Origin of the sequence: Streptomyces sp. NPDC058326 (assembly GCF_042879855.1) — a bacterium.
GTDB lineage: Bacteria > Actinomycetota > Actinomycetes > Streptomycetales > Streptomycetaceae > Streptomyces.
In genome coordinates this window covers 62298-81834 of sequence record NZ_JBHVZO010000002.1, presented here as the reverse complement: position 1 = coordinate 81834, position 19537 = coordinate 62298, and the positions used below count along the sequence as shown (strand labels likewise).

18 protein-coding genes are annotated in these 19537 nt (G+C 71.1%); 6 read left to right on the top strand and 12 right to left on the bottom strand.

The genetic code is table 11. The features are described from left to right. Window positions 1-103 precede the first annotated feature (103 nt). A complete protein-coding gene (locus ACFVYX_RS03280; protein ID WP_389680031.1) occupies window positions 104-1051 on the bottom strand; it encodes a fibronectin type III domain-containing protein in 948 nt (315 codons plus the stop codon). Window positions 1052-1217: 166 nt separating this feature from the next. Here ACFVYX_RS03280 and ACFVYX_RS03275 point away from each other — a divergent pair, with 166 nt between their 5' ends. Continuing rightward, window positions 1218-1829, top strand: a complete 612-nt coding sequence (locus tag ACFVYX_RS03275; protein WP_389679579.1) for a hypothetical protein — start codon at window positions 1218-1220, stop codon at window positions 1827-1829. A 109-nt stretch (window positions 1830-1938) separates the two neighbouring features. Here the strand turns inward: ACFVYX_RS03275 and ACFVYX_RS03270 are convergent, their stop codons facing one another. The 9 genes from ACFVYX_RS03270 to ACFVYX_RS03230 all read right to left on the bottom strand — a co-directional run bounded on the left by ACFVYX_RS03270 (window position 1939) and on the right by ACFVYX_RS03230 (window position 9967). After that, complete coding sequence (locus ACFVYX_RS03270; protein ID WP_389679578.1) at window positions 1939-2586, bottom strand: aspartate/glutamate racemase family protein; 648 nt, start codon at window positions 2584-2586, stop codon at window positions 1939-1941. A gap of 59 nt (window positions 2587-2645) precedes the next feature. After that, window positions 2646-4094: a nucleobase:cation symporter-2 family protein gene (locus ACFVYX_RS03265; protein ID WP_389679577.1), complete on the bottom strand. Its 1449-nt coding sequence runs from the start codon at window positions 4092-4094 to the stop codon at window positions 2646-2648. A gap of 310 nt (window positions 4095-4404) precedes the next feature. Continuing rightward, the gene (locus tag ACFVYX_RS03260; RefSeq protein ID WP_389679576.1) at window positions 4405-5793 is read right to left on the bottom strand and encodes an 8-oxoguanine deaminase; all 1389 of its coding nucleotides are present in this window, start codon (window positions 5791-5793) and stop codon (window positions 4405-4407) included. Between the two features lie 48 nt (window positions 5794-5841). Then, a complete protein-coding gene (locus ACFVYX_RS03255; protein ID WP_389679575.1) occupies window positions 5842-7260 on the bottom strand; it encodes a nucleobase:cation symporter-2 family protein in 1419 nt (472 codons plus the stop codon). 73 nt (window positions 7261-7333) lie between these two features. Then, window positions 7334-8257 (bottom strand): factor-independent urate hydroxylase, encoded by a 924-nt coding sequence (gene pucL / locus ACFVYX_RS03250; protein ID WP_389679574.1) that lies wholly within the window; start codon window positions 8255-8257, stop codon window positions 7334-7336. Between the two features lie 5 nt (window positions 8258-8262). Further along, window positions 8263-8655, bottom strand: coding sequence for a hydroxyisourate hydrolase (gene uraH / locus ACFVYX_RS03245; protein WP_389679573.1), 393 nt, complete (start codon window positions 8653-8655; stop codon window positions 8263-8265). Continuing rightward, window positions 8652-9176 (bottom strand): 2-oxo-4-hydroxy-4-carboxy-5-ureidoimidazoline decarboxylase, encoded by a 525-nt coding sequence (uraD, locus tag ACFVYX_RS03240; protein ID WP_389679572.1) that lies wholly within the window; start codon window positions 9174-9176, stop codon window positions 8652-8654. Before uraD ends, uraH begins: the two co-directional genes overlap by 4 nt. Before the next feature lie 156 nt (window positions 9177-9332). Further along, a complete protein-coding gene (locus tag ACFVYX_RS03235) occupies window positions 9333-9671 on the bottom strand; it encodes a helix-turn-helix domain-containing protein (protein WP_389680030.1) in 339 nt (112 codons plus the stop codon). Between the two features lie 44 nt (window positions 9672-9715). Then, window positions 9716-9967 carry a hypothetical protein gene (locus ACFVYX_RS03230; RefSeq protein ID WP_351212043.1) on the bottom strand — a complete coding sequence of 84 codons (252 nt, stop codon included), beginning with the start codon at window positions 9965-9967 and terminating at the stop codon, window positions 9716-9718. Between the two features lie 140 nt (window positions 9968-10107). Here ACFVYX_RS03230 and ACFVYX_RS03225 point away from each other — a divergent pair, with 140 nt between their 5' ends. The 4 genes from ACFVYX_RS03225 (at window position 10108) to ACFVYX_RS03210 (ending at window position 14749) form a co-directional block, all read left to right on the top strand. Further along, the gene (locus ACFVYX_RS03225; protein ID WP_389679571.1) at window positions 10108-10941 is read left to right on the top strand and encodes a TIM barrel protein; all 834 of its coding nucleotides are present in this window, start codon (window positions 10108-10110) and stop codon (window positions 10939-10941) included. Between the two features lie 51 nt (window positions 10942-10992). Then, a complete protein-coding gene (locus ACFVYX_RS03220) occupies window positions 10993-11907 on the top strand; it encodes a 2-hydroxy-3-oxopropionate reductase (protein ID WP_389679570.1) in 915 nt (304 codons plus the stop codon). Window positions 11908-12096: 189 nt separating this feature from the next. Next, entirely contained in the window at window positions 12097-13554 is a 1458-nt protein-coding gene (locus ACFVYX_RS03215; RefSeq protein WP_389679569.1) for a catalase, read from the top strand. Between the two features lie 529 nt (window positions 13555-14083). Continuing rightward, complete coding sequence (locus tag ACFVYX_RS03210) at window positions 14084-14749, top strand: HNH endonuclease (RefSeq protein ID WP_389679568.1); 666 nt, start codon at window positions 14084-14086, stop codon at window positions 14747-14749. On the opposite strand, the gene ACFVYX_RS03205 is transcribed toward ACFVYX_RS03210, so the two are convergent. Continuing rightward, entirely contained in the window at window positions 14685-15932 is a 1248-nt protein-coding gene (locus ACFVYX_RS03205) for an MFS transporter (RefSeq protein WP_389679567.1), read from the bottom strand. The genes ACFVYX_RS03210 and ACFVYX_RS03205 overlap by 65 nt on opposite strands. Window positions 15933-16222: 290 nt before the next feature. On the opposite strand from ACFVYX_RS03205, the gene ACFVYX_RS03200 reads away from it, so the two are divergent. Beyond that, complete coding sequence (locus tag ACFVYX_RS03200; protein WP_389680029.1) at window positions 16223-17209, top strand: ArsR family transcriptional regulator; 987 nt, start codon at window positions 16223-16225, stop codon at window positions 17207-17209. An 86-nt stretch (window positions 17210-17295) separates the two neighbouring features. Here ACFVYX_RS03200 and gcl read toward each other — a convergent pair whose 3' ends face one another. Continuing rightward, window positions 17296-19074, bottom strand: coding sequence for a glyoxylate carboligase (gene gcl / locus ACFVYX_RS03195; RefSeq protein WP_389680027.1), 1779 nt, complete (start codon window positions 19072-19074; stop codon window positions 17296-17298). Between the last annotated feature and the right edge of the window lie 463 nt (window positions 19075-19537).

Sequence of the window (19537 nt, the reverse complement as noted above, 5' to 3'; positions counted from 1 at the left end):
CCGCAGGGCGCGGACGACCTGGGGCGATTCCCGCCACCGTGCGGCGTCGTCAGCGCACCGCCACCGTGCGGCGTCGTCAGCGCATCGCCACCGTGCGGCGTCGTCAGCGCACCGCCACGGTGCGGGGTGCCGAGAAGTCGCCCCAGGTGCCGTCCGGGAGGCGGGCGCGGAGGGTGATGGTGTGGCGGGTGCCCGGGGGGTCCTGGACGGGGAAGGTGTAGGTGGCGCGGCCGGGTGGTGGGGTGGTGCCCCAGATGATGGTGGTGGCGAAGCGGCCGTCGAGGTGGAGTTCGTGGTGGGTGACCGGGGCGCCGGTGTCCGGTGGGGTCCAGGTGACGGTGATCTCGCCCTCGGCGGCGGTCGCGGTGAGACGGGTGGGGGCGGTGTTCGGGGGTGCCCCTGGGGCGGGGGCCGTGGTGAGGTCGGCGGGGGCGCTGTCCGGGGAGGAGTTCTCGGCGGCGTCGCGGGCGCGGACGGTGAACGCGTAGGCGGTACCGGGGCGGAGGCCGGTGACGCGGGCGCTGGTGGCGGTGCCCGGCACGGTGTGGATGCGGATGTCGGCCTGGTGGACGTCGTACGCGGTGACCCGGGTGTCGTCCCTGGCCGGGGACCAGCGGAGGATGGCGGCGCGGCTGCCATCGGGCGTGACGCGGAGGGCCGTCGGCGTGGTGGGCGGTGTGCGGTCCTCGGCGGCGGCGCGGAGGGTGAGGGCGGTGACGGTGGCGCTCGCGGGTGAGGTGTTTCCGGCGGCGTCGCGGGCGCGGACCGTGAAGCGGTGCCGGGTGGCCGGGGCGAGTCCGGTGACGTCGGTCATGAGGGTGGTGGCGGGGAGGTCCTTGATCCTGCGGCCCTCGCTGTAGACGGTGTAGCCGGTGACGGCCCGGTCGTCGGTGGCCGCGTTCCACATGACGTGGACGGTGCTCGCGCTGCCGGCGGTCGCGGTGACTCCGGTGGGGGCGGTGGGGGCGCGTCCGTCCTTCGGCGTGGGTTCGGCGGCGCCCGAGCATCCGGTGAGGCTGAGCACGACGGCGAGTGCGAGTGAGGTCAACAGGCTTACGGCGAGCGGGCGTTGCACAGGCCGGCCTCCGTCCGAAACAGTCCGCCCAAAAGGTCCAGACCTATATCCCACAGCCGGGTCGACCACGGCAAGGGGGCGTTGTCAGTGGTGTGCGCTTCACTGAGAACATCACTCTCCGTAGTCGAACCAGGGGGAAATCATGACGGACCGTACGACCTATGTGAGCTTCGCCGGAGTACGCAGCAGGGGCTGGACCGACACGATGGTGCGGGAGCTGCTCGGCACGCCCGACGTGCAGGGCCGTGACCCGCGCCGCTGGTCCCTCGCGCCACTGCGGCTCTACCTCCTGGCCCGGGTCGAGACGGTGGAGCGGACACCGGAGTTCGCCGAGACATCGGCGCTCGCCCCCGCCCGGTCCTCCGCCGCCGCGGCCTATGCCGAGCGGCGCAGGGCCGCCGTGCTGGCCGCGATCCGCGCGGAACCGATCGAGGTGCCCCGGCTGCCGGGACCCGAGCTGGAGCGGCGGGCCGTCCGCCACCGGCAGTTCCTCGCGGCTCGGAGCCCCGGCGCCTCGCCAGGGGCGTCGGCCGAGCCGCCCGCCGGGGCCCTCGTGCGGTGGCAGGTGACGTATCTGCGGCACGCCGTCTCACGGTACGAGGTGCTGCTCGACGGGCTGTACGGGGAGACCGGCCGCGGAGAGGCCGGGCGACTGCTGCGGCGGCGGCTGTACGAGGCGATCGGTGCCGCGTACCCGGCGCTGGCCGCCGAGTGCCGGCGCCGGATCGCGGTGGAACGGCGAGGCGAGCGGTGAGGGGAGCGGTGAGGGGAGCGGTGAGGGGAGCAGCTACCGGGGCGGTGAGGGGAGCGGTGAACCGTGTCGCGGTCCGGCTCCGTGATCGTTCCAGGGACGGCAGGGATCGCTACCGGATCGGCATGCGTGCGATCGCCCGGCAGGCCGCTGGGATCGGGGCGATGATCCTGGCCGCGCACCGGGTCCTGAGCGCCTCCGCCGCCTCGCCCAGTGGGCCGCCGCCGATGACGACCGCCCGTGCCCCGTCGTGTTCCACGCAGGCGCGGACGGCGCGTTCCAGCTGGTCGAGGAGGGACGCCGGGTCGGCGGAGAGCTGTTCGGGTTCCCCTGTGGTGAGGCGGATACCGGTATACCGGCCGAGGAGGCCGAGGGCCGTCACGTGCGCGGTGACGGCGTCGGCCAGGAGCGGCGTCGTGGTGGCGACGCCGAAGGGGGTCCCGTCGGCGGCCGCCTCCCTGAGGGCCGCTTCACCGATGCCGACCACGGGGACGCCGGCCGCCGCGCGCAGCTCCGCCACGCCCGGGTCGCCGAACGCTCCGACGAGGAGCGCCGCGCAGTCGCCGGCGGCCGTGGCGCGGAGGCCCTCGGCGAGGACCTCGGGGGCGGCGGCGAGCAGCGCGGCCGGGTCGGTGAGCATGCGGGGGCCCCGGGGCACGGTGACGCCGCGGACCTCGCGGGTGCGGCCGAGGCTCCGCCGGGCGATGGCGGTCATCATCGCGGTCGTGGCGGTGGAGGTGTTGGGGTTGATCAGCACCACGGCCCCGGGCCCCGCGGCGTGCGCGGGAACCGGGGCGGGCGGTGGGGCGAGGGGCGGGATCAGTGGACGTGCGCCGCCTTCGCCGTGTGGGTGCCGGAGATCTCCTCGCCCGGCTCCATCGGCGCGGTGACCTCGTCGTCGTCCCGGCCCCGGCCCAGGTGGTTGAAGACCACGTTGAGCAGGACCGCGGCGACGCAACCGGTCGAGATGCCCGAGTCCAGGATGATCTTCGCCGTCTCGGGGAAGGCGTGGTAGAACTCCGGCGCCGTGATGGGGATGATGCCGACGGCCAGGGAGACCGCCACGATCAGCACGTTGTTGTCCTTCTCGAGACCGGCCTTGACCAGGGTCTGGATGCCGCTGGCGGCGACCGAGCCGAAGAGGACGACGCCCGCGCCGCCGAGGACCGGCCGGGGGACGACCGAGATCAGCGAGGCGGCGACAGGCGAGAGACCCATGAGGACCAGGAAGCCACCGCCGCAGGCGACGACGAACCGGCTGCGGATCCGGGTCATGGCGACCAGGCCGATGTTCTGCGCGAAGGCGCTGCACATGAAGCCGTTGAAGAGCGGGCTGATCGCGGAGCCGAGGGTGTCGGCGCGCAGTCCGGCCGCGATGGTCTTCTCGTCGGCCGGCCGGTCGACGATCTCGCCGAGCGCCAGCATGTCGGCGGTCGACTCGGTCATGGAGACCAGCATGACCACGCACATGGAGATGATCGCGGCGAGGGCGAACTGCGGGCCGCCGAAGTGGAACGGGGTCGGGAAGCCGACGATGTCCGCCTCGGTCACCGGGGAGAAGTCGGTGACGCCGAACGGTATGGCGATGAGGGTGCCGATGACGAGGCCGACGAGGACGGCGATCTGCTTGAGGAAGCCGCGGGTGAAGCGGCGGAGCAGCAGGACGACGACGAGCGTGATGCCGGCCAGGGTGAGGAACGTGGTCGAACCGTAGTCCTCCGCCTTGGGGTTGGGCCCCTGGGCCCAGCCGAACGCGACCGGGAGGAGGGAGACACCGATGAGGGTGATCACGGTGCCGGTGACGACCGGCGGGAAGAACCGCACGAGCCGGGAGAACCAGGGGGCGGCGAGGAAGCCGAGGAGTCCGGCGACGATGATCGCGCCGAAGATCACGGGGAGCGCGTCGGCCTTGTTCTCCGTGGTGTCGACGATCGCGAGCATCGGCGCGACGCCGGCGAAGGTGACGCCGTTGACGAACGGCAGCCGGGCGCCGATCTTCCAGACGCCGAGCGTCTGCAGGAAGGTGGCGAGTCCGGCGGTGAAGAGGCTGGCGCCGGTCAGGAAGGTGAGTTCGGTGCCGGAGAGGCCGACGGCCGCTCCGACGATCAGGGGCGGAGCGACGACGCCCGCGTACATGGCGGCGACGTGCTGGAGGCCGCTCGTGAGCATCTTTACTGGGGGCAGCGTCTCGTCGACCGGATGTATTTCCCGGTCTTCGGGGGCGGAGCCTGCGTCTGGTGCATTGCGAACCTGGGGCTTGGCGGCCACGGCGGTTCCTCCGGTCGGTTACACGTCGGCGGGGACGCGGGGTTCAGGGAGGTGGTGCGATGCGGTGCGAGGTGCAGGAGGTGCGGCTCGTTGCGGGGGCGATGCGGTGTGGTGCGATGCGGTGCGCGCGTGGGGAGTCCGCGACGCGGTGACGGGGTGCCCGGTGGGGGTACGGGCGGGTGTCACCGTCCCGGGAGGTGCCGTACGTCTTCTGCGTACGGCACCTCCCGGTCGGGCTGCCGCGGACCCCGCTCGGGTCCGCGGCGACCGACCGAGGGCCGTCCCCCTCGGTCGGACTCCATGGGGAGGGTCAGCCCTGGGCCGTGATGCGGGCCAGGCGCTGCGCCTCCGCGCGCGCGTCGCGCGCGATCTGCTCCTCGTCGGCGAACAGCAGTCGGTTGTTCTCGACGATCTGCCTGCCGTTGACGAAGGAGGCGGTGACCGGGGCCGCCGCGCCGAAGACGACGGCGGTGACCGGGTCGGCGATCGAGGAGTGGCCGAGGCCGTCGATCTTCCAGAGGACGAAGTCGGCGAGCTTGCCGGCTTCGAGGGAGCCGATGCTGTCGGCGCGGCCGAGGACCTGCGCGCCGCCGTAGGTGCCGAGGCGCAGGGCCTGGCGGGCGTTGAGCGCGGCCTCGCGGTGGGCGCCGAGGCGGTTGATGAGGAGGGCGTTGCGCAGCTCGGTGTGGAGCTCGCCGGACTCGTTGGACGCGGTGCCGTCGACACCGAGGCCGACGGGTACGCCCGCCTTCAGCATGTCGGGGACGCGGGCGATGCCGGCGGCGAGGCGCGCGTTGGAGGACGGGCAGTGCGCCACGCCCGTTCCGGTGCGGGCGAAGGCCGCGATGTCGGAGTCGTTCATGTGGACGCAGTGCGCCATCCACACGTCCTCGCCGAGGAAGCCGGTGGACTCGAAGTAGTCCGTCGGCCCCATGCCGAAGAGCTCGTGGCAGAACTTCTCCTCCTCCACCGTCTCCGAGCCGTGGGTGTGCATGCGCACCCCGAGGCGGCGGGCCAGCTCGGCACCCTGCTTGAGCAGCTGGGTGGAGATGGAGAACGGGGAGCAGGGGGCGACGGCGACCTGGGTCATCGCGTCGAAGGAGGCGTCGTGGAACTTCTTGACCGTCTCCTCGGTCGCGGCGAGCGCGCCCTCGGTGGTCTCGACGGCGAAGTCCGGCGGCAGGAAGCCGTCCTTCTCGCTCATGTCCATCGAGCCGCGGGCGAGGGTGAAGCGGACGCCCATGTCGGAGGCGGCACCGATGATGGCGCCGGAGAGGTCTCCGGAGTTCTTCGGGTAGACGTAGTGGTGGTCCATGGCGGTGGTGACACCGCCGCGGGCCATCATGGCCAGCGAGCCCTGGGCGGCGGCGCGCACCATCTGCTCGTCGATCCGCGCCCAGGTCGGGTAGAGCGCGACGAGCCAGTTGAAGAGGTTGTGGTCGGTCGCCATACCCCGGGTGATCCACTGGTAGAAGTGGTGGTGGGTGTTGACGAGACCGGGCGTGATGAGATGGCCGGTGGCGTCGATCCTCCGGACCACGTTCTCCAGGCCTTCGGGAGCCTTGCCGGCACCGATGGACTCGATCTTGTTGTCGGCGACGACGAGGTGGCCGGAGGCGTACTCGGTGTCGTGCGCGTCGACGGTCGCGATCGCCGCGTTCTCGATGACGACGCGCTGGGCTGCCGAAGGTGCTGCCATGGCGGTGGTTCCTTCATTCCTCTGGGGTGGAGTGGGCACGGCAGGACCCTAGGAGGATTTGAGTGCCGGGGCCGTGTGACGGCTCCGGGTGCCGAGATGGTGGAAGAACAGATTGAGCAGGACGGCGACGAGCGCGCCCGCGCTGATGCCGGAGCCGAGCACCGTCTGCGCCCAGGCGGGGAAGCCGGCGTAGAAGGTGGGCGCGGCGAGCGGGATGATGCCCGCGCCGAGCGCGACGGCGACCAGGATGATGTTGGAGCTGTCGTCGAGTCCGGCTTCCGACAGGGTGCGGATGCCGCTGACCGCGATCGAGCCGAAGAGGACGATGCCGGCGCCGCCGAGGACGGGCATCGGGACCATCGAGACGACCGCGCCGAGGACGGGGAAGGCGCCGAGGACGAGCAGGGCGCCGCCGGCGACGGCGACCACGTACCGGGAGCGCACCCTGGTCAGCGAGACGACACCGACGTTCTGGGCGAAGGCCGAGGTCGGGAAGCCGCCGAAGACGGGGCCGAGCAGGGTGGCGATGCCGTCGGTGCGCAGGCCGCGGGTGATGGTCCGGCCGTCGCTGCGCCGCTCGCAGATCTCGCCGAGGGCGAGCATGCCGGCGCTGGACTCCGTCATCAGGACCAGCATGACGATGCACAGGGAGAGGATCGCGGCGGGCTGGAACTCGGGGGCGCCGAAGGCGAAGGGGGCGGGCAGGGCCGCGACGGGTGCCTCGCGCAGGGCGGTGAAGTCGGCCATCCCGAAGGGGATCGCGGCGAGGGTGCCGATGAAGAGGCCGAGGAGCAGGGCGATCTGCTTGACGAAGCCCTTGCCGAAGCGCTGGAACAGCAGGATGACGACGAGGGTGAATCCGGCGAGCGCCAGGTACTTCATGGCGCCGAAGTCGGCGGCGGTCTTGTCGCCGCCCTGCGCCCAGCCGACGGGCACGGGCATCAGGGTGACCCCGATGAGGGTGATGACGACGCCGGTGACGAGCGGCGGGAAGAAGCGCAGGAGCCTGCCGAAGAAGGGCCCGACGGCGAGGCAGAAGACTCCGGCGACCATCACCGCGCCGTAGATGGCGGGGAGCTGGTGCCCGGGGGCGCTGGTCTCGGCGATGGCGAGCATCGGGGCGATACCGGCGGAGGAGGCGGCGTTGACGAACGGGAGCCGGTTGCCGGCGAAGCGTCCGACGCCGAGGGTCTGCAGGACGGTCGCGCAGCCGGCGATGAGCAGGCTGGCCGCGATGAGCCGGGTCATCGCGGCGGCGTCCAGGCCGACGGCCTGACCGATGATGAGCGGAGGGGTGACGACGCCGGCGTACATGGCGGCGATGTGCTGGAGTGCCGCGGGAACGAGCCGCGAGGCGGGGAGCTTCTCGTCCACCGGGTGACACTCGGCCGAGGCCGTGGCAGGGGTGGACGGCGAGGTGGAACACGGGCCTTCGGCGTGCGCCGGCCCCTTTGCGGGCTGTGCCATGGGGGTTCCCTCCGGTCCGGTGGTCCGGCCCCGCCCGACTGCGGGCGGGCGGGGCCGGTCACGCGGATGCCGCTTAGAGGTTGGTCATGTCGACCGGGATCTGCGCCGTGGCTCCGTCGCGGAGGACGGTGGCCTCGATGAGGCCGTACATGCGGTCGGCGGCGTAGTAGACCTCGTTGTCGTTCTTCAGGCCGAAGGGCTCGAGGTCGACCAGGAAGTGGTGCTTGTTCGGGAGCGAGAAGCGGACTTCGTCGATCTCCGAGCGGTGGTTGATGATGCGCGTGGCCATCTGGTACAGCGTCTGCTGGAGGGAGTACGAGTACGTCTCCGAGAAGGCCTCGAGCATGTGCTTCCTGGTCTGCTCGTAGGACCGCTCCCAGTTGGGCATCCGCTGGTCGTCGTCGGTCCAGTTGAACCGCCAGCGGGCGGACACCTGCGTGGCCAGGATGCGGTCGTACGCTTCCTGGAGCGTCGTGTACTGGTCCTTGATGTAGCCCCAGAACTCCGAGTTGGTGGAGTTCATGACGACGAGGTCCTTGAGGCCGGAGATGACCTCCCACTTCTCGCCGTCGTAGGTGACCTGGGTGACGCGGGTCTCCTGGCCCTTGCGGGCGAAGGAGTGGTTGACCTCGTCGGCCCCGATGAACTTGGAGTTGGCGTCGGAGGGGGCTATGCGCTCCCAGGCGTACTCCTCGATCCGGATGCGTGCCCGCTTGATCGGCTCCTGGCTCGTCACGAAGTGGCGGGCGAGGTGGATGCCGAACTGCTCGGCGGACTCGATGCCGTACTCCTTGGCGAACGCGAAGACGGTGTTCTTCGTCGTGTCGGTGGGGAGGCAGTGGGCGTTGGAGCCGGTGAGGTGGACGTCGTCGAGGTCACCGGAGAGGGCGACGGAGACGTTGAGGTCCTTGATGTGGTGGGTGTCGCCGTCCCGCGTGATCTTGACGACGCGGTTCTCTGCTTTGCCGTACTGGTTCTGGCCGAGAATCGTGGGCATGTCTGCTAGCTCCCTCGGTATACGGAGTAGCCGAACGGGTTGAGCAGCAGCGGTACGTGGTAATGCTCGCCCGGGGTGACGGCGAACGTGATCGCCACCTCGGGGAAGAACGCACCGCTGTCCCTTACGCGGGGGGCGTCCTGCTGCGCCTCGGCTTGCTTCTTGTTCGCGAAGTACTGCTCGACCTCGAAGTCGAGACGTACGTGGGTGGTGCCCTCCGGCAGCGCCGGGAGGTCCTTGCACCGTCCGTCGGCGTCGGTGGCCGAACCGCCGAGCGCGACCCACTCGGCGCCGGAGCCGCTGCGGGCCGCGAGCGTGATGGCGACGCCCTCGGCGGGGCGGCCGATGCTGGTGTCCAGGATGTGGGTGGACACCGAGGCCGTGGTGTCGGTGCTCATGCGGAGCTCTCTTCCTCGGAGGTCTCTACGAGACGGGTCAGCCGGATGCGGTTGATCTTGCCCAGTTCGGTGCGGACGATCTCCCGCTCCGTCTCGGGCGAGTTGCCGATCCGCTGCCGGAGCGCGTCGCGCATCTGCTCTCCGGTGAGGCCGGTGGCGCAGATGAGGAAGACGTGTCCGAACGTGTCCTGGTAGGCCAGGTTGAGTTCGAGCATCTCGGTCTTGAGCTCCGCGGAGGCGCCGGCCATCCCGCTCTGTTCGCGGGAGGAGGTCGGGTCCCCTGCCTTCGGACGACCGATCGGCGGGTGCCCCGCCATCGCCTCGGCCAGGTCCTCGGCGGTCAGCTCGGCCATGGCGGCGTCGCTGGCGAGGAAGAGAGCTTCGGCGGTGGTGTACGGGCGCTGGGCGAGGATCTTGCTCCCCCACGCCGAACTGGAACACACCTCGTGGAGCGTGGCGACGGCCTCGCTGTCCGTTGAGGTGTTGAACCGGGTGAGGCCCGGTGTCGTACCTGAAGTCACGGGAAGCCTCCGTGGCTGTTTTTCGCTGTGCGTCGGACGGGCTGCGGATAGCTAACGCCCTCCGCAACACAACGTCAACACTTTGTTGAAAACTCGGCCACGCAAAAGCCGTCGTCCCGACATCCGGACGACGGCTCCTGGTCACCACATGATCAACTAGTCGGCCTTGGGGGTCTTTTCCCTGCTCAGGGCGGTCTCCCTGTTGAGGTAGTTGTACACGGTGAAGCGGCTGACACCCAGTGCACCCGCCACCGTCTCCACCCCATGACGTACCGAGAAGGCGCCCCGCGCCTCAAGCAGCCGGACCGCCTCCTGCTTGGACTTCCGATCGAGTTCGGCCAGTGGCATCCCGTGCCGTCGCTCCATCGCCGCCAGGATGTGATCGAGGGAGTCGGACAGCTGCGGCAGCCGCACGGCGAGCACGTCCTCCCCCTCCCAGGAGAGGACGACGTCGTCGGCTTCCGCCTGCGCGGGGACCAGCACCTCGGCACCCATGGCGTCGACCAGGGGCTTCACCGCGGCGACCAAGGGGTGCTCGCTCACTTCTCGCCCTCCCCGATCACGTTCACCTGGAGCGAGACGCGGGTGGCGCCGGCCGCGAGCGACGAGCGCAGCAGCTCGTCGACGGCGGTGAGCACCGCGTCGGCGCCACCCTCCGCCGTGTTGCCGAAGGGGCCGACGTCGACCGCGTCCAGCTCGGCGGACTGGATGACCTCACGGGCCACGACCGCGTGCGCCGGCGCCTCGTCGAGGTCGAACGGCTCGGTCGTGAACTCCACTCTCAAACGCACCATGGCCCCACGCTACGGCCCCGCCCGGCCCGAGGGGAGCCCCGGACCTGCGGGGACCTCTTGACAAGCGCGGCGCCCACCTTGCAACATTCCGTCAGACAGAAACTTACTTCCGCTATACGGAAGGAGCGCCGCCCCTCATGGGATACACGGACCAGCGCTTCGATGTGAACCTGTCGATCCTCTTCACGGAACTCCCGCTCCTGGAGCGCCCCGCGGCCGCCGCCGCGGCGGGCTTCACGGCGGTCGAGCTGTGGTGGCCCTGGATCGACACCGCCACCCCCGAGCAGAGCGAGCTCGACGCCCTCAAGAAGGCTCTTGAGGACGCCGGCACCCAGCTGGTGGGCCTGAACTTCTACGCCGGGCAGCTCCCCGGCCCGGACCGCGGAGCCCTCTCCGTGCCCGGTGACGAGTCGGACCGCTTCCGCGCCAACATCGAGGTGGCGGCCGACTTCGCCGCCTCGGTCGGCTGCAAGGCGCTCAACGCGCTCTACGGCAACCGCGTCGAGGGCGTCGACCCGCAGATCCAGGACACCCTCGCCCTGGAGAACCTGGTCCTGGCCGCCCGTGCGGCGGACCGGATCGGCGCGATCCTGCTCATCGAGACCCTCAACAAGCCGGAGTCGCCGCTCTACCCCCTGGTGAGCGCCCCCTCCGCCATCGAGGTCGTCGACAAGGTCAACGCGGCCACCGGACTCGGCAACGCCAAGTTCCTCCTCGACATCTACCACCTGTCGATGAACGGCGAGGACGTCAGCCAGGTCATCGCGGAGTACGCCGCCAAGACCGGCCACGTCCAGATCGCGGACAACCCGGGCCGTGGCGCGCCGGGCACCGGCGAGCTGCCGCTCGAGCAGCTGCTCGACGAGCTCAGGAAGGCCGGTTACGACGGCTGGATCGGCCTGGAGTACAAGGCCGCCGACGCCGCCGCTTCCTTCGCGTGGCTCCCCGCCGAGGCCCGCCCGGCCCGCTGACCGGCCGACCCCCTCCCCGTACGACCAGTTTTTTCGAGAGGCACCCTCACCATGAGCAACCTTGCTGATTCCCCCCAGCCCACCCGCCCGGCGATTGCGTGGATCGGTCTCGGCATCATGGGCTCCCCCATGTCCGAGAACCTCCTGAAGGCCGGCTACTCGGTCACCGGCTTCACCCTGGAGCAGGACAAGCTGGACCGGCTGGCCAAGGCCGGCGGCACCGCCGCCGGGTCGATCGCCGAGGCCGTCAAGGACGCCGACGTCATCATCACGATGGTTCCGGCCTCCCCGCAGGTCGAGGCGATCGCCTATGGCGAGAACGGCATCCTGGAGAACGCGAAGCAGGGCGCGCTGATCGTCGACATGTCGTCGATCACCCCGCAGACCTCGGTCGACCTGGCCAAGAACGCCAAGGAGAAGGGCATCCGCGTCATCGACGCGCCCGTCTCCGGCGGCGAGGCCGGCGCCATCGAGGCCGTCCTCTCGATCATGGTCGGTGGCGAGCAGGCCGACTTCGACGAGGCCCTCCCGATCCTGGAGGCCCTCGGCAAGACCATCGTGCTCTGCGGGCCGCACGGCTCCGGCCAGACGGTGAAGGCCGCCAACCAGCTGATCGTCGCGGTCAACATCCAGGCGTGCGCCGAGGCCGTGGTCTTCCTGGAGAAGTCCGGCGTGAACCTCCAGGCCGCCCTGGACGTCCTCAACGGCGGTCTGGCCGGCTCCACGGTCCTGACCCGCAAGAAGGACAACTTCCTGAACCGCGACTTCAAGCCCGGCTTCCGGATCGACCTGCACCACAAGGACATGGGCATCGTCACCGACGCCGCCCGCAACGTCGGCGCGGCCCTCCCCGTCGGCGCGGTCGTCGCCCAGCTCGTGGCCTCGCTGCGCGCCCAGGGTGACGGCGGTCTGGACCACTCGGCCCTGCTGCGCGCCGTCGAGCGCCTCTCCGGCCAGCAGGTCTGATCCCCCGCCCCGGTACGACGGGGCCCCTGATTTCCGGTCGGTGGCGGCGCTGACACCTGTCCTGTCGCGCCCAGGCGCCGCCGCCGACCGGAACACCACACTTCCTTTTCAACAAACTGTTGACGTTACGTTCGAGCCGAATCTACGCTCCTCGCACCGTTCAGCAGAGCTCCCGTACGGAAGGTCACGATGTCGAAGCGCGTGCTTACGACCGAGTCCGGCGCCCCCGTCGCCGACAACCAGAACTCCGCCACCGCCGGCGTCGGTGGCCCTCTCCTCCTCCAGGACCAGCACCTGCTGGAGAAGCTCGCGCGCTTCAACCGTGAGCGGATCCCGGAGCGCGTGGTGCACGCCCGCGGCTCGGGCGCGTACGGCTACTTCGAGGTGACCGATGACGTCACCGGCTTCACGAAGGCCGCGTTCCTCTCCGAGGTCGGCAAGAAGACCGAGACGTTCATCCGCTTCTCCACCGTGGCCGACTCGCTCGGCGGCGCGGACGCGGTCCGCGACCCGCGCGGCTTCGCCCTGAAGTTCTACACCGAAGAGGGCAACTACGACCTCGTCGGCAACAACACCCCGGTGTTCTTCATCAAGGACCCGATCAAGTTCCCCGACTTCATCCACTCGCAGAAGCGCGACCCCTTCACGGGCAAGCAGGAGCCGGACAACGTCTGGGACTTCTGGGCGCACGCCCCCGAGGCCACCCACCAGATCACCTGGCTCATGGGCGACCGCGGCATCCCGGCCTCGTACCGTCACATGAACGGCTACGGCTCGCACACCTACCAGTGGACCAACGAGGCGGGCGAGGCCTTCTTCGTCAAGTACCACTTCAAGACGAACCAGGGCATCCGCAGCCTCTCCGCCGACCAGGCCGCCGAGCTCGTCGGCAAGGACGCCAACTCGCACCAGACCGACCTGCTGCAGGCGATCGAGCGCGGTGTGAACCCCTCCTGGACCCTGTACGTCCAGGTGATGCCGGCCGCCGAGGCCGCGGACTACCGCTTCAACCCGTTCGACCTCACCAAGGTGTGGCCGCACGCGGACTACCCGCTGCAGCGCGTGGGCCGTCTGGTCCTCGACCGCAACCCGGACAACGTCTTCGCCGAGGTCGAGCAGGCCGCCTTCTCCCCCAACAACTTCGTCCCGGGCATCGGTCCCTCGCCGGACAAGATGCTCCAGGGCCGTCTCTTCGCCTACGCGGACGCCCACCGCTACCGCCTCGGCGTCAACCACACCCAGCTGCCGGTGAACGCCCCGAAGGCCACCGTGGCCGAGAACTACGGCCGCGACGGCGCCATGGCCACCCGCCAGGGCTCGCGCCACGACAAGAACTACGAGCCCAACTCGTACCGGGGCCCGGCCCAGACCGACGCGGCGCTCTCCGCCCCGCTCGCGATCCACGGCTGGACCGGCACCCACGAGGCGCCCCAGCACACCAAGGACGACGACTTCTTCCAGGCCGGTGAGCTCTACCGCCTGATGTCCGAGGACGAGAAGAGCCGTCTGATCGCCAACATCGCCGGCGGTCTCTCCCAGGTGTCCCGCGAGGACGTCATCGAGAAGAACCTCGCGCACTTCGCCGCCGCCGACGCGGAGTACGGCAAGCGCGTGGCGGAGGCGGTCAACGCCCTGCGCGAGGACTGACCGCACCACGACACCCAGACTGCGTACGGCACCTGACGGGAGGTCAGTGCCGTGCGTGGTCCGGATCGCCGACCCGGATGAGGGGTGGCCGGCGAACCGGACAAGCGTGAGGACCGCGGCGGCGCCGAGCCAGTGCGGTGGTAAGGGCGCCGGGCCCCCTTCTTGACCTGAAAGAAGGGACGGCCGGTGCGCCCGTCGACACCGCCGCGGTCCCAACGCCCCCACGGGCGTACCCAGAAGAGGGAGCCCCCCAAAGCCACCGCCCGGCGGCGCGAACGTCCTGTCGCGCCAGCCTCGTGCCGTCGGGCGGTCTCAGGACGAAGAGCGCGGAACCAGGTTTACGGTCCCTGGTTCCGCGCTCTTCTCCGTGTCCGTGTACGGGCTTTTTCTTGTCCGTGTACGGGCTTCTTCCGTGTCCGCGTACGGGCCCGCAGCGCATCGTTTCTGCGGTGAAGATCCGCACCCGGTCGGAGGAGCGCACCGCGATTCGGGTCCTACGCGCCCCACGGCCCGCGCTATCCACTGGTACATGATCAAGAACCTGATGCGCGGGCTCGCCCCGCTCGCCCTGATCCTCTCCCCGCTCGCCGTCCCCTCCCCCGCCCTCTCCGCCGGCATCGTCCTCTTCCCCGACGCGCTCGCCGAACTCACCGAGGCCGCCGAGGACACGGCCGGCTACAAGGAGACGGCGTTCCCGCACTGGAACCAGGGCCTCGACCCGGCGGACGGCTGCGACACCCGCGGCGAGGTACTCGTCGCCGAGGCCGTCGACGCCCCGAAGACCGGCAAGGACTGCGCCCTCACCGAGGGCATGTGGACCTCGTACTACGACGGTCAGAACGTCACCGACCCGGCCCTCCTCCGCGTCGACCACCTCGTCGCGCTCGAAGAGGCCTGGCAGTCGGGGGCGTCCGGCTGGACGGCCGACCGGCGCGAGAAGTACGCCAACGACCAGGGCGCGGCCGCCACCCTCGTCGCCGTCACCGCCCGCAGCCAGAAGGACAAGGCCGGCCGCGACCCCGCCGAATGGGTGCCCGCGGACAAGGACCGGTACTGCCGTTACGTCGGCGAGTGGGTGGGCACCAAGCTCCGCTGGGGCCTGTCGGTCGACAAGGACGAGATGGAGGCGCTCAAGCTGTTCGCCGACGGGCCGTGCGAGGACACGGTCGTGCACCGCTCGACGGCGCCTCGCTAGGCGGCGCCTCGCTGGGCGGCGCCCCGCCGGCCCTCCGGTCGGCCCGCGCGAGCGCCAGGGTGACGGTGAGCGAGGCGAGGGCGAGCAGCACCATCCCGGTGCGCGGTGACGTGTACTGGGCGAGGGTGCCGGCCAGCGCCGCGCTCACCCCCTGGAGGGCGAGCATCCCCGAGGTGTGCAGTCCGAGGGCGTGCCCGCTCGACTCCTCCGGCACCAGGGCCATCAGCCGCTCCTGGTGCAGGAGGCTCGCCCCGTACCCGACCGCTGAAACCGTCACCGCGACCAGCGCGAGCGGCAGCGCCGGGTCGAGGGCGAACACCAGGAACGGGGCCGCGAGCAGCGCCTGGAGCGGGAAGCGGATCCGGCCGCGCAGCCGTGCCGGTACGAACCGGCCGACAGCGACGTCCCCGACCAGCATGCCGAGCGCGGCGCAGGCGAAGAGAAGCCCGGCCCGCCCGGGGTCGTACGGCACGAAGAGCGACTCGCAGCCCACGATCAGCCCGTTGGGCACCCAGAGCGCGAGGTAGCAGCGGCGGCGCTCGGGCGAGGACCACAGCCGCCGGTTGGTGCGCCAGGTCTCGGCGACCGACGCGCGCCCCGCGGCACGCGGCGGGCGCGCCCCGAGGCCGGTGCGGGCGACGAGCGCGGCGGCGAGGTAGAGGCCCGCGCCGACGAGGACGGCGCCGCGCGGCGAGAGCAGGGTGACCAGCGCGCCGCCGGTCACGAAGCCGCCGATCTGGCAGGCGCCGACGGCCATGTTCATCACCGAGCGGCCGAGGAGGAAGTCCTCGCGGGCGAGGATCTCGTCGAGGAGCCCGTAGCGCACGCCGCCGCCCAGCGAGGCCACGAGCCCCTCGGCGAGCAGGATCACGAAGAGCGCCCAGGTCGGCAGGGCCGGTATCGCCAGTACCGCGGTGCCCAGGGCGAAGAAGAGCGCCATTCCGGCGAGCGCGCCGCGCGGCGGCAGCCGGTCGGCAGCCGAGAGCAGGGTCGTCGCGCCGAGCAGCTGGGCGAGGGAGGGGCCGAAGAGTGCGAGGGCGGAGAGGAGCGGGGAGCCGGTCGCCCGGAACACGAGGGTGGCGAGACCGAGCCCGGCCACCGTCTGGGCGGCGGTGTGGGCGGAGCCGGTGAGGAAGAGCGGGGTGAACTCGGGCGTGCGGAACAGGTCACGGTAGCGGGGCATGCCGGGAGTCTCCGGGGGCGCGGTCGTCGCCGATATTGTTTCGCCGGGAGGCGAAAGGACGGGGCGCCTCACGGACACGGAGGACGGGAGCGCGGGCCGGGTCGTCTCGCGGACGCGGGAGGACGGGAGCGCGGACCGGAGCGCCCCACGAGGCCGAACGACCGAGGCGCGGACCGAAGCGCCCCACGAAGGCCGAACGATCGAGGCGCGGGCCGGAGCGCCCCACGAAGGCCGAACGATCGAGGCGCGGGCCGGAGCGCCTCACTATGGCGGAAGGACCGAGGCGCGGCGTGGGCTGGTGGCAGATCGGTACGGACTCGCTGGCCGGGAGTAGATTCGTCGTCTCGCCGCTGGCCGAGACGGTCGCGGCGCTCAAGACCCTGCACACGGCGGCCGGTACGCATCCCGGCGAGCGGGCGTGGCTGGCCGCGCACCTGCCCGCGTACCGGGAGCGTCTCGCCGCCGAACCGCTCGACGCGCTGCTCGTACGGGCGGCCCTCGGGCCCACGTGGAACGCCGACTTCCTGACGCCGACGCCGCCGGGCGACCGAGAGCGCTCCTTCGAGGAGGAGGTCGTGGCGGTCCGCGCGTGCGAACCGGCCGACGCGGTACCGCAGTTGGAGGTGGCGGTCGGCGGTCCCGTACCCGGGCCGCTGCGGACGGCGGGGGACCTGCCGCACCGCATGGCGGGGGTCCTCGAGTGGGTGTGGCGGGAGACGGTGCTGCCCGACTGGCCGCGCCGCCGCCGGGTCCTGGAGGCCGATGTGGTGGCGCGGACCGCGCGTCTCGCACGGGACGGCTGGGCGGCGGCGCTCGACGAACTGTGCCCGGGGAGGACGCGCTGGCTGGGCGACGGGCGTCTCCAGGTCAACCCCCGGGCGTACCCGCCGAGACGGGTCGACGGCGGCCGGCTGCTCTTCGTCCCTGTGACGCCGAAGCAGGGCTGGGTCTCCTGGGAGGGCTCCGAGCGGTTCGCGCTCGTGTACGCGTGCTCCGGCGCCCTCGCGGACACAACCGGGCCGGTGGTGCCCGAGGCGCTCGGGGCGCTGCTCGGCGGGGCACGCGCGGGAGTGCTCGTACGGCTGCAATCGCCCAAGTCCACCAGCCAGTTGGTGGCGCTGACCGGGCAGGGGCTCGGCTCGGTGGGACGCCACTTGAAGGTCCTGCTCGACGCGGGGCTCGTGCGGCGGGACCGGGCGGGGCGGTCGGTCCTGTACGAGTGGACGGAGGCGGGCGCGGTGCTCGTACGGGCACAGCGGGCCGGGACCGGCGTCTGAGCGTGACACGGCCCCCGTCCCGGTGCTCCTCGGGACGGGGGCCGTGTCACAGCGCCCTGATCAGGCCGTGAGGCCGGTCAGGCTCGTCAGGCCTGGAGGGCCTTGATCGCGGTCGGCGCGTGGCCGGGCTCGGTGGCCAGCTCCTCGAACTCGGTGACGTCGCTCATGTCGACCGTCTTGCTCATGGCGATGTTGGTGATGCGCTCCAGGATCGCCTCGACGACGACCGGGACCTGGTGCTCGACGGCCAGCTTCTTGGCCTCCTCAAGCGCCTCGCCCAGCTTGTCCGGGTCGGTGACGCGGATCGCCTTGACGCCGAGGCCCTCGGCGACCTTGACGTGGTCGACGCCGTAGACGCCGATCTCCGGGGTGTTGATGTTCTCGAACTCGAGGTTGACCTCGAAGTTGATGCCGAGGCCGCCCTGCGCCTGACGGATCAGGCCCAGGTAGGCGTTGTTCACGAGGACGTGGACGTAGGGGACCTTGTGCTGGGCGGCGACCGCCAGCTCCTCGATCATGAACTGGAAGTCGTAGTCGCCGGAGAGCGCGACGACCGGGGTCTCCGGGTCGGCGGTGGCGGCGCCGATCGCGGCCGGGATCGTCCAGCCGAGCGGGCCGGCCTGGCCGCAGTTGATCCAGTGGCGCGGCTTGTAGACGTGCAGGAACTGCGCGGCCGCGATCTGGGAGAGGCCGATGGTGGTGACGTAACGGGTGTCGGGGCCGAAGGCCTTGTTCATCTCCTCGTAGACGCGCTGCGGCTTCATCGGGATGTTGTCGAAGTGCGTGCGGCGCTGGAGGGTGGCCTTGCGCTCCTGCGCGGAGGCGGCCCACGCGGAGAAGTCGGGCAGCGTGCCGGCGGCCTTCAGCTCCTTGGCGATCTCGATGAAGAGCTCGAGCGCGGCCTTGGCGTCGGAGGCGATGCCGTAGTCCGGGGCGAAGATCTTGCCGAGCTGCGTGGGCTCGACGTCGACGTGGACGAACTTACGGCCCTTGGTGTAGGCGTCCAGGTTGTAACCGGTGTGGCGGTTGGCCCAGCGGTTGCCGATGCCGAGGACGAAGTCCGACTCCAGGAACGTCGCGTTGCCGTAGCGGTGCGCGGTCTGGACGCCGACCATGCCGGCGGCCAGCTCGTGGTCGTCCGGGATGGTGCCCCAGCCCATCAGGGTGGAGATGACCGGGATGCCGGTCAGCTCGGCGAACTCGACGAGGAGGTCGGTGGCGTCGGCGTTGATGATGCCGCCGCCGGCGACGATCAGCGGGCGCTCGGACTCCAGGAGGAAGCTCAGCGCCTTCGCGGCCTGCGCCCGGGTCGCCCGCGGCTTGTAGACCGGCAGCGGCTCGTAGGTCTCCGGGTCGAACTCGATCTCGGTCAGCTGGACGTCGATCGGCAGGTCGATGAGGACCGGGCCGGGCCGGCCGGAACGCATGAGGTGGAAGGCCTGCTGGAAGACGCCGGGGACCTGCGCGGCCTCCAGGACGGTGGTGGCGGCCTTGGTGACCGGCTTGGCGATCGTGGCGATGTCGACGGCCTGGAAGTCCTCCTTGTGGAGCTTCGAGACCGGGGCCTGGCCGGTGATGCAGAGGATCGGGATCGAGTCCGCGATGGCCGAGTACAGGCCGGTGATCATGTCGGTGCCGGCGGGGCCTGAGGTACCGATGCAGACACCGATGTTGCCGGCCTTGGCCCGGGTGTAGCCCTCGGCCATGTGGGACGCGCCCTCGACGTGGCGGGCCAGCGTGTGGCCGACGCCGCCCACGTTCTTGAGCTCGCGGTAGAAGGGGTTGATCGCCGCGCCGGGGACGCCGAACGCCTGGGTGACGCCTTCGCGCTTGAGGATCTCAACGGCCGCTGCGGCGGCGGTCATACGAGGCATGGGAGTGCTCCTGCTTCGGCCGGGCGGATCCAAGCCCACCGGTCGGCTCGGGGCCCCGGACGGCTTGTTTCCGTAATGCGGAAATACTGTTCTGCTATACGGAAGCAATGTAGGTCGGCCTCCGGAGAGCCGTCAAGAGAAGTCCGCGCTGCGGGATCACGGAAGTGGCCGAACACCCTCCCCCCGGGTGGCCGATGGGGGGACGATGGGGCGGAACGACAGGGGGTTGGTTGTGGCCGAGTCGGTACCCGTGCGCTGCCCGGAATGCCAGCGCACGCAGGCGTACGCGGCACCCGTCTTCCCCTGCGCGTGCGGGAGCCCCGTGACGCCACCCGTGAAGGCGGGCGCGACGGCGGAACCGATCACGCGCCGGAACTGGGCGGACGAATGGGTCACCGTCCGCTGCGGCGCCTGCGGCCGCACGGGCGACTGGCCCCACCCGGAGCTGGGCTGC

What these genes read in the sequence shown, in the direction of transcription:
- ACFVYX_RS03215 (WP_389679569.1), top strand. Translation starts at nt 12,097, where the DNA reads ATGTCGAAGCGCGTGCTTACGACCGAGTCCGGCGCCCCCGTCGCCGAC.
- ACFVYX_RS03235 (WP_389680030.1), bottom strand. Translation starts at nt 9,671, where the DNA reads ATGGGTGCCGAGGTGCTGGTCCCCGCGCAGGCGGAAGCCGACGACGTC.
- ACFVYX_RS03255 (WP_389679575.1), bottom strand. Translation starts at nt 7,260, where the DNA reads ATGGCACAGCCCGCAAAGGGGCCGGCGCACGCCGAAGGCCCGTGTTCC.
- ACFVYX_RS03210 (WP_389679568.1), top strand. Translation starts at nt 14,084, where the DNA reads ATGATCAAGAACCTGATGCGCGGGCTCGCCCCGCTCGCCCTGATCCTC.
- uraH (WP_389679573.1), bottom strand. Translation starts at nt 8,655, where the DNA reads ATGAGCACCGACACCACGGCCTCGGTGTCCACCCACATCCTGGACACC.
- ACFVYX_RS03220 (WP_389679570.1), top strand. Translation starts at nt 10,993, where the DNA reads ATGAGCAACCTTGCTGATTCCCCCCAGCCCACCCGCCCGGCGATTGCG.
- ACFVYX_RS03225 (WP_389679571.1), top strand. Translation starts at nt 10,108, where the DNA reads ATGGGATACACGGACCAGCGCTTCGATGTGAACCTGTCGATCCTCTTC.
- gcl (WP_389680027.1), bottom strand. Translation starts at nt 19,074, where the DNA reads ATGACCGCCGCCGCAGCGGCCGTTGAGATCCTCAAGCGCGAAGGCGTC.
- ACFVYX_RS03205 (WP_389679567.1), bottom strand. Translation starts at nt 15,932, where the DNA reads ATGCCCCGCTACCGTGACCTGTTCCGCACGCCCGAGTTCACCCCGCTC.
- pucL (WP_389679574.1), bottom strand. Translation starts at nt 8,257, where the DNA reads ATGCCCACGATTCTCGGCCAGAACCAGTACGGCAAAGCAGAGAACCGC.
- ACFVYX_RS03275 (WP_389679579.1), top strand. Translation starts at nt 1,218, where the DNA reads ATGACGGACCGTACGACCTATGTGAGCTTCGCCGGAGTACGCAGCAGG.
- ACFVYX_RS03260 (WP_389679576.1), bottom strand. Translation starts at nt 5,793, where the DNA reads ATGGCAGCACCTTCGGCAGCCCAGCGCGTCGTCATCGAGAACGCGGCG.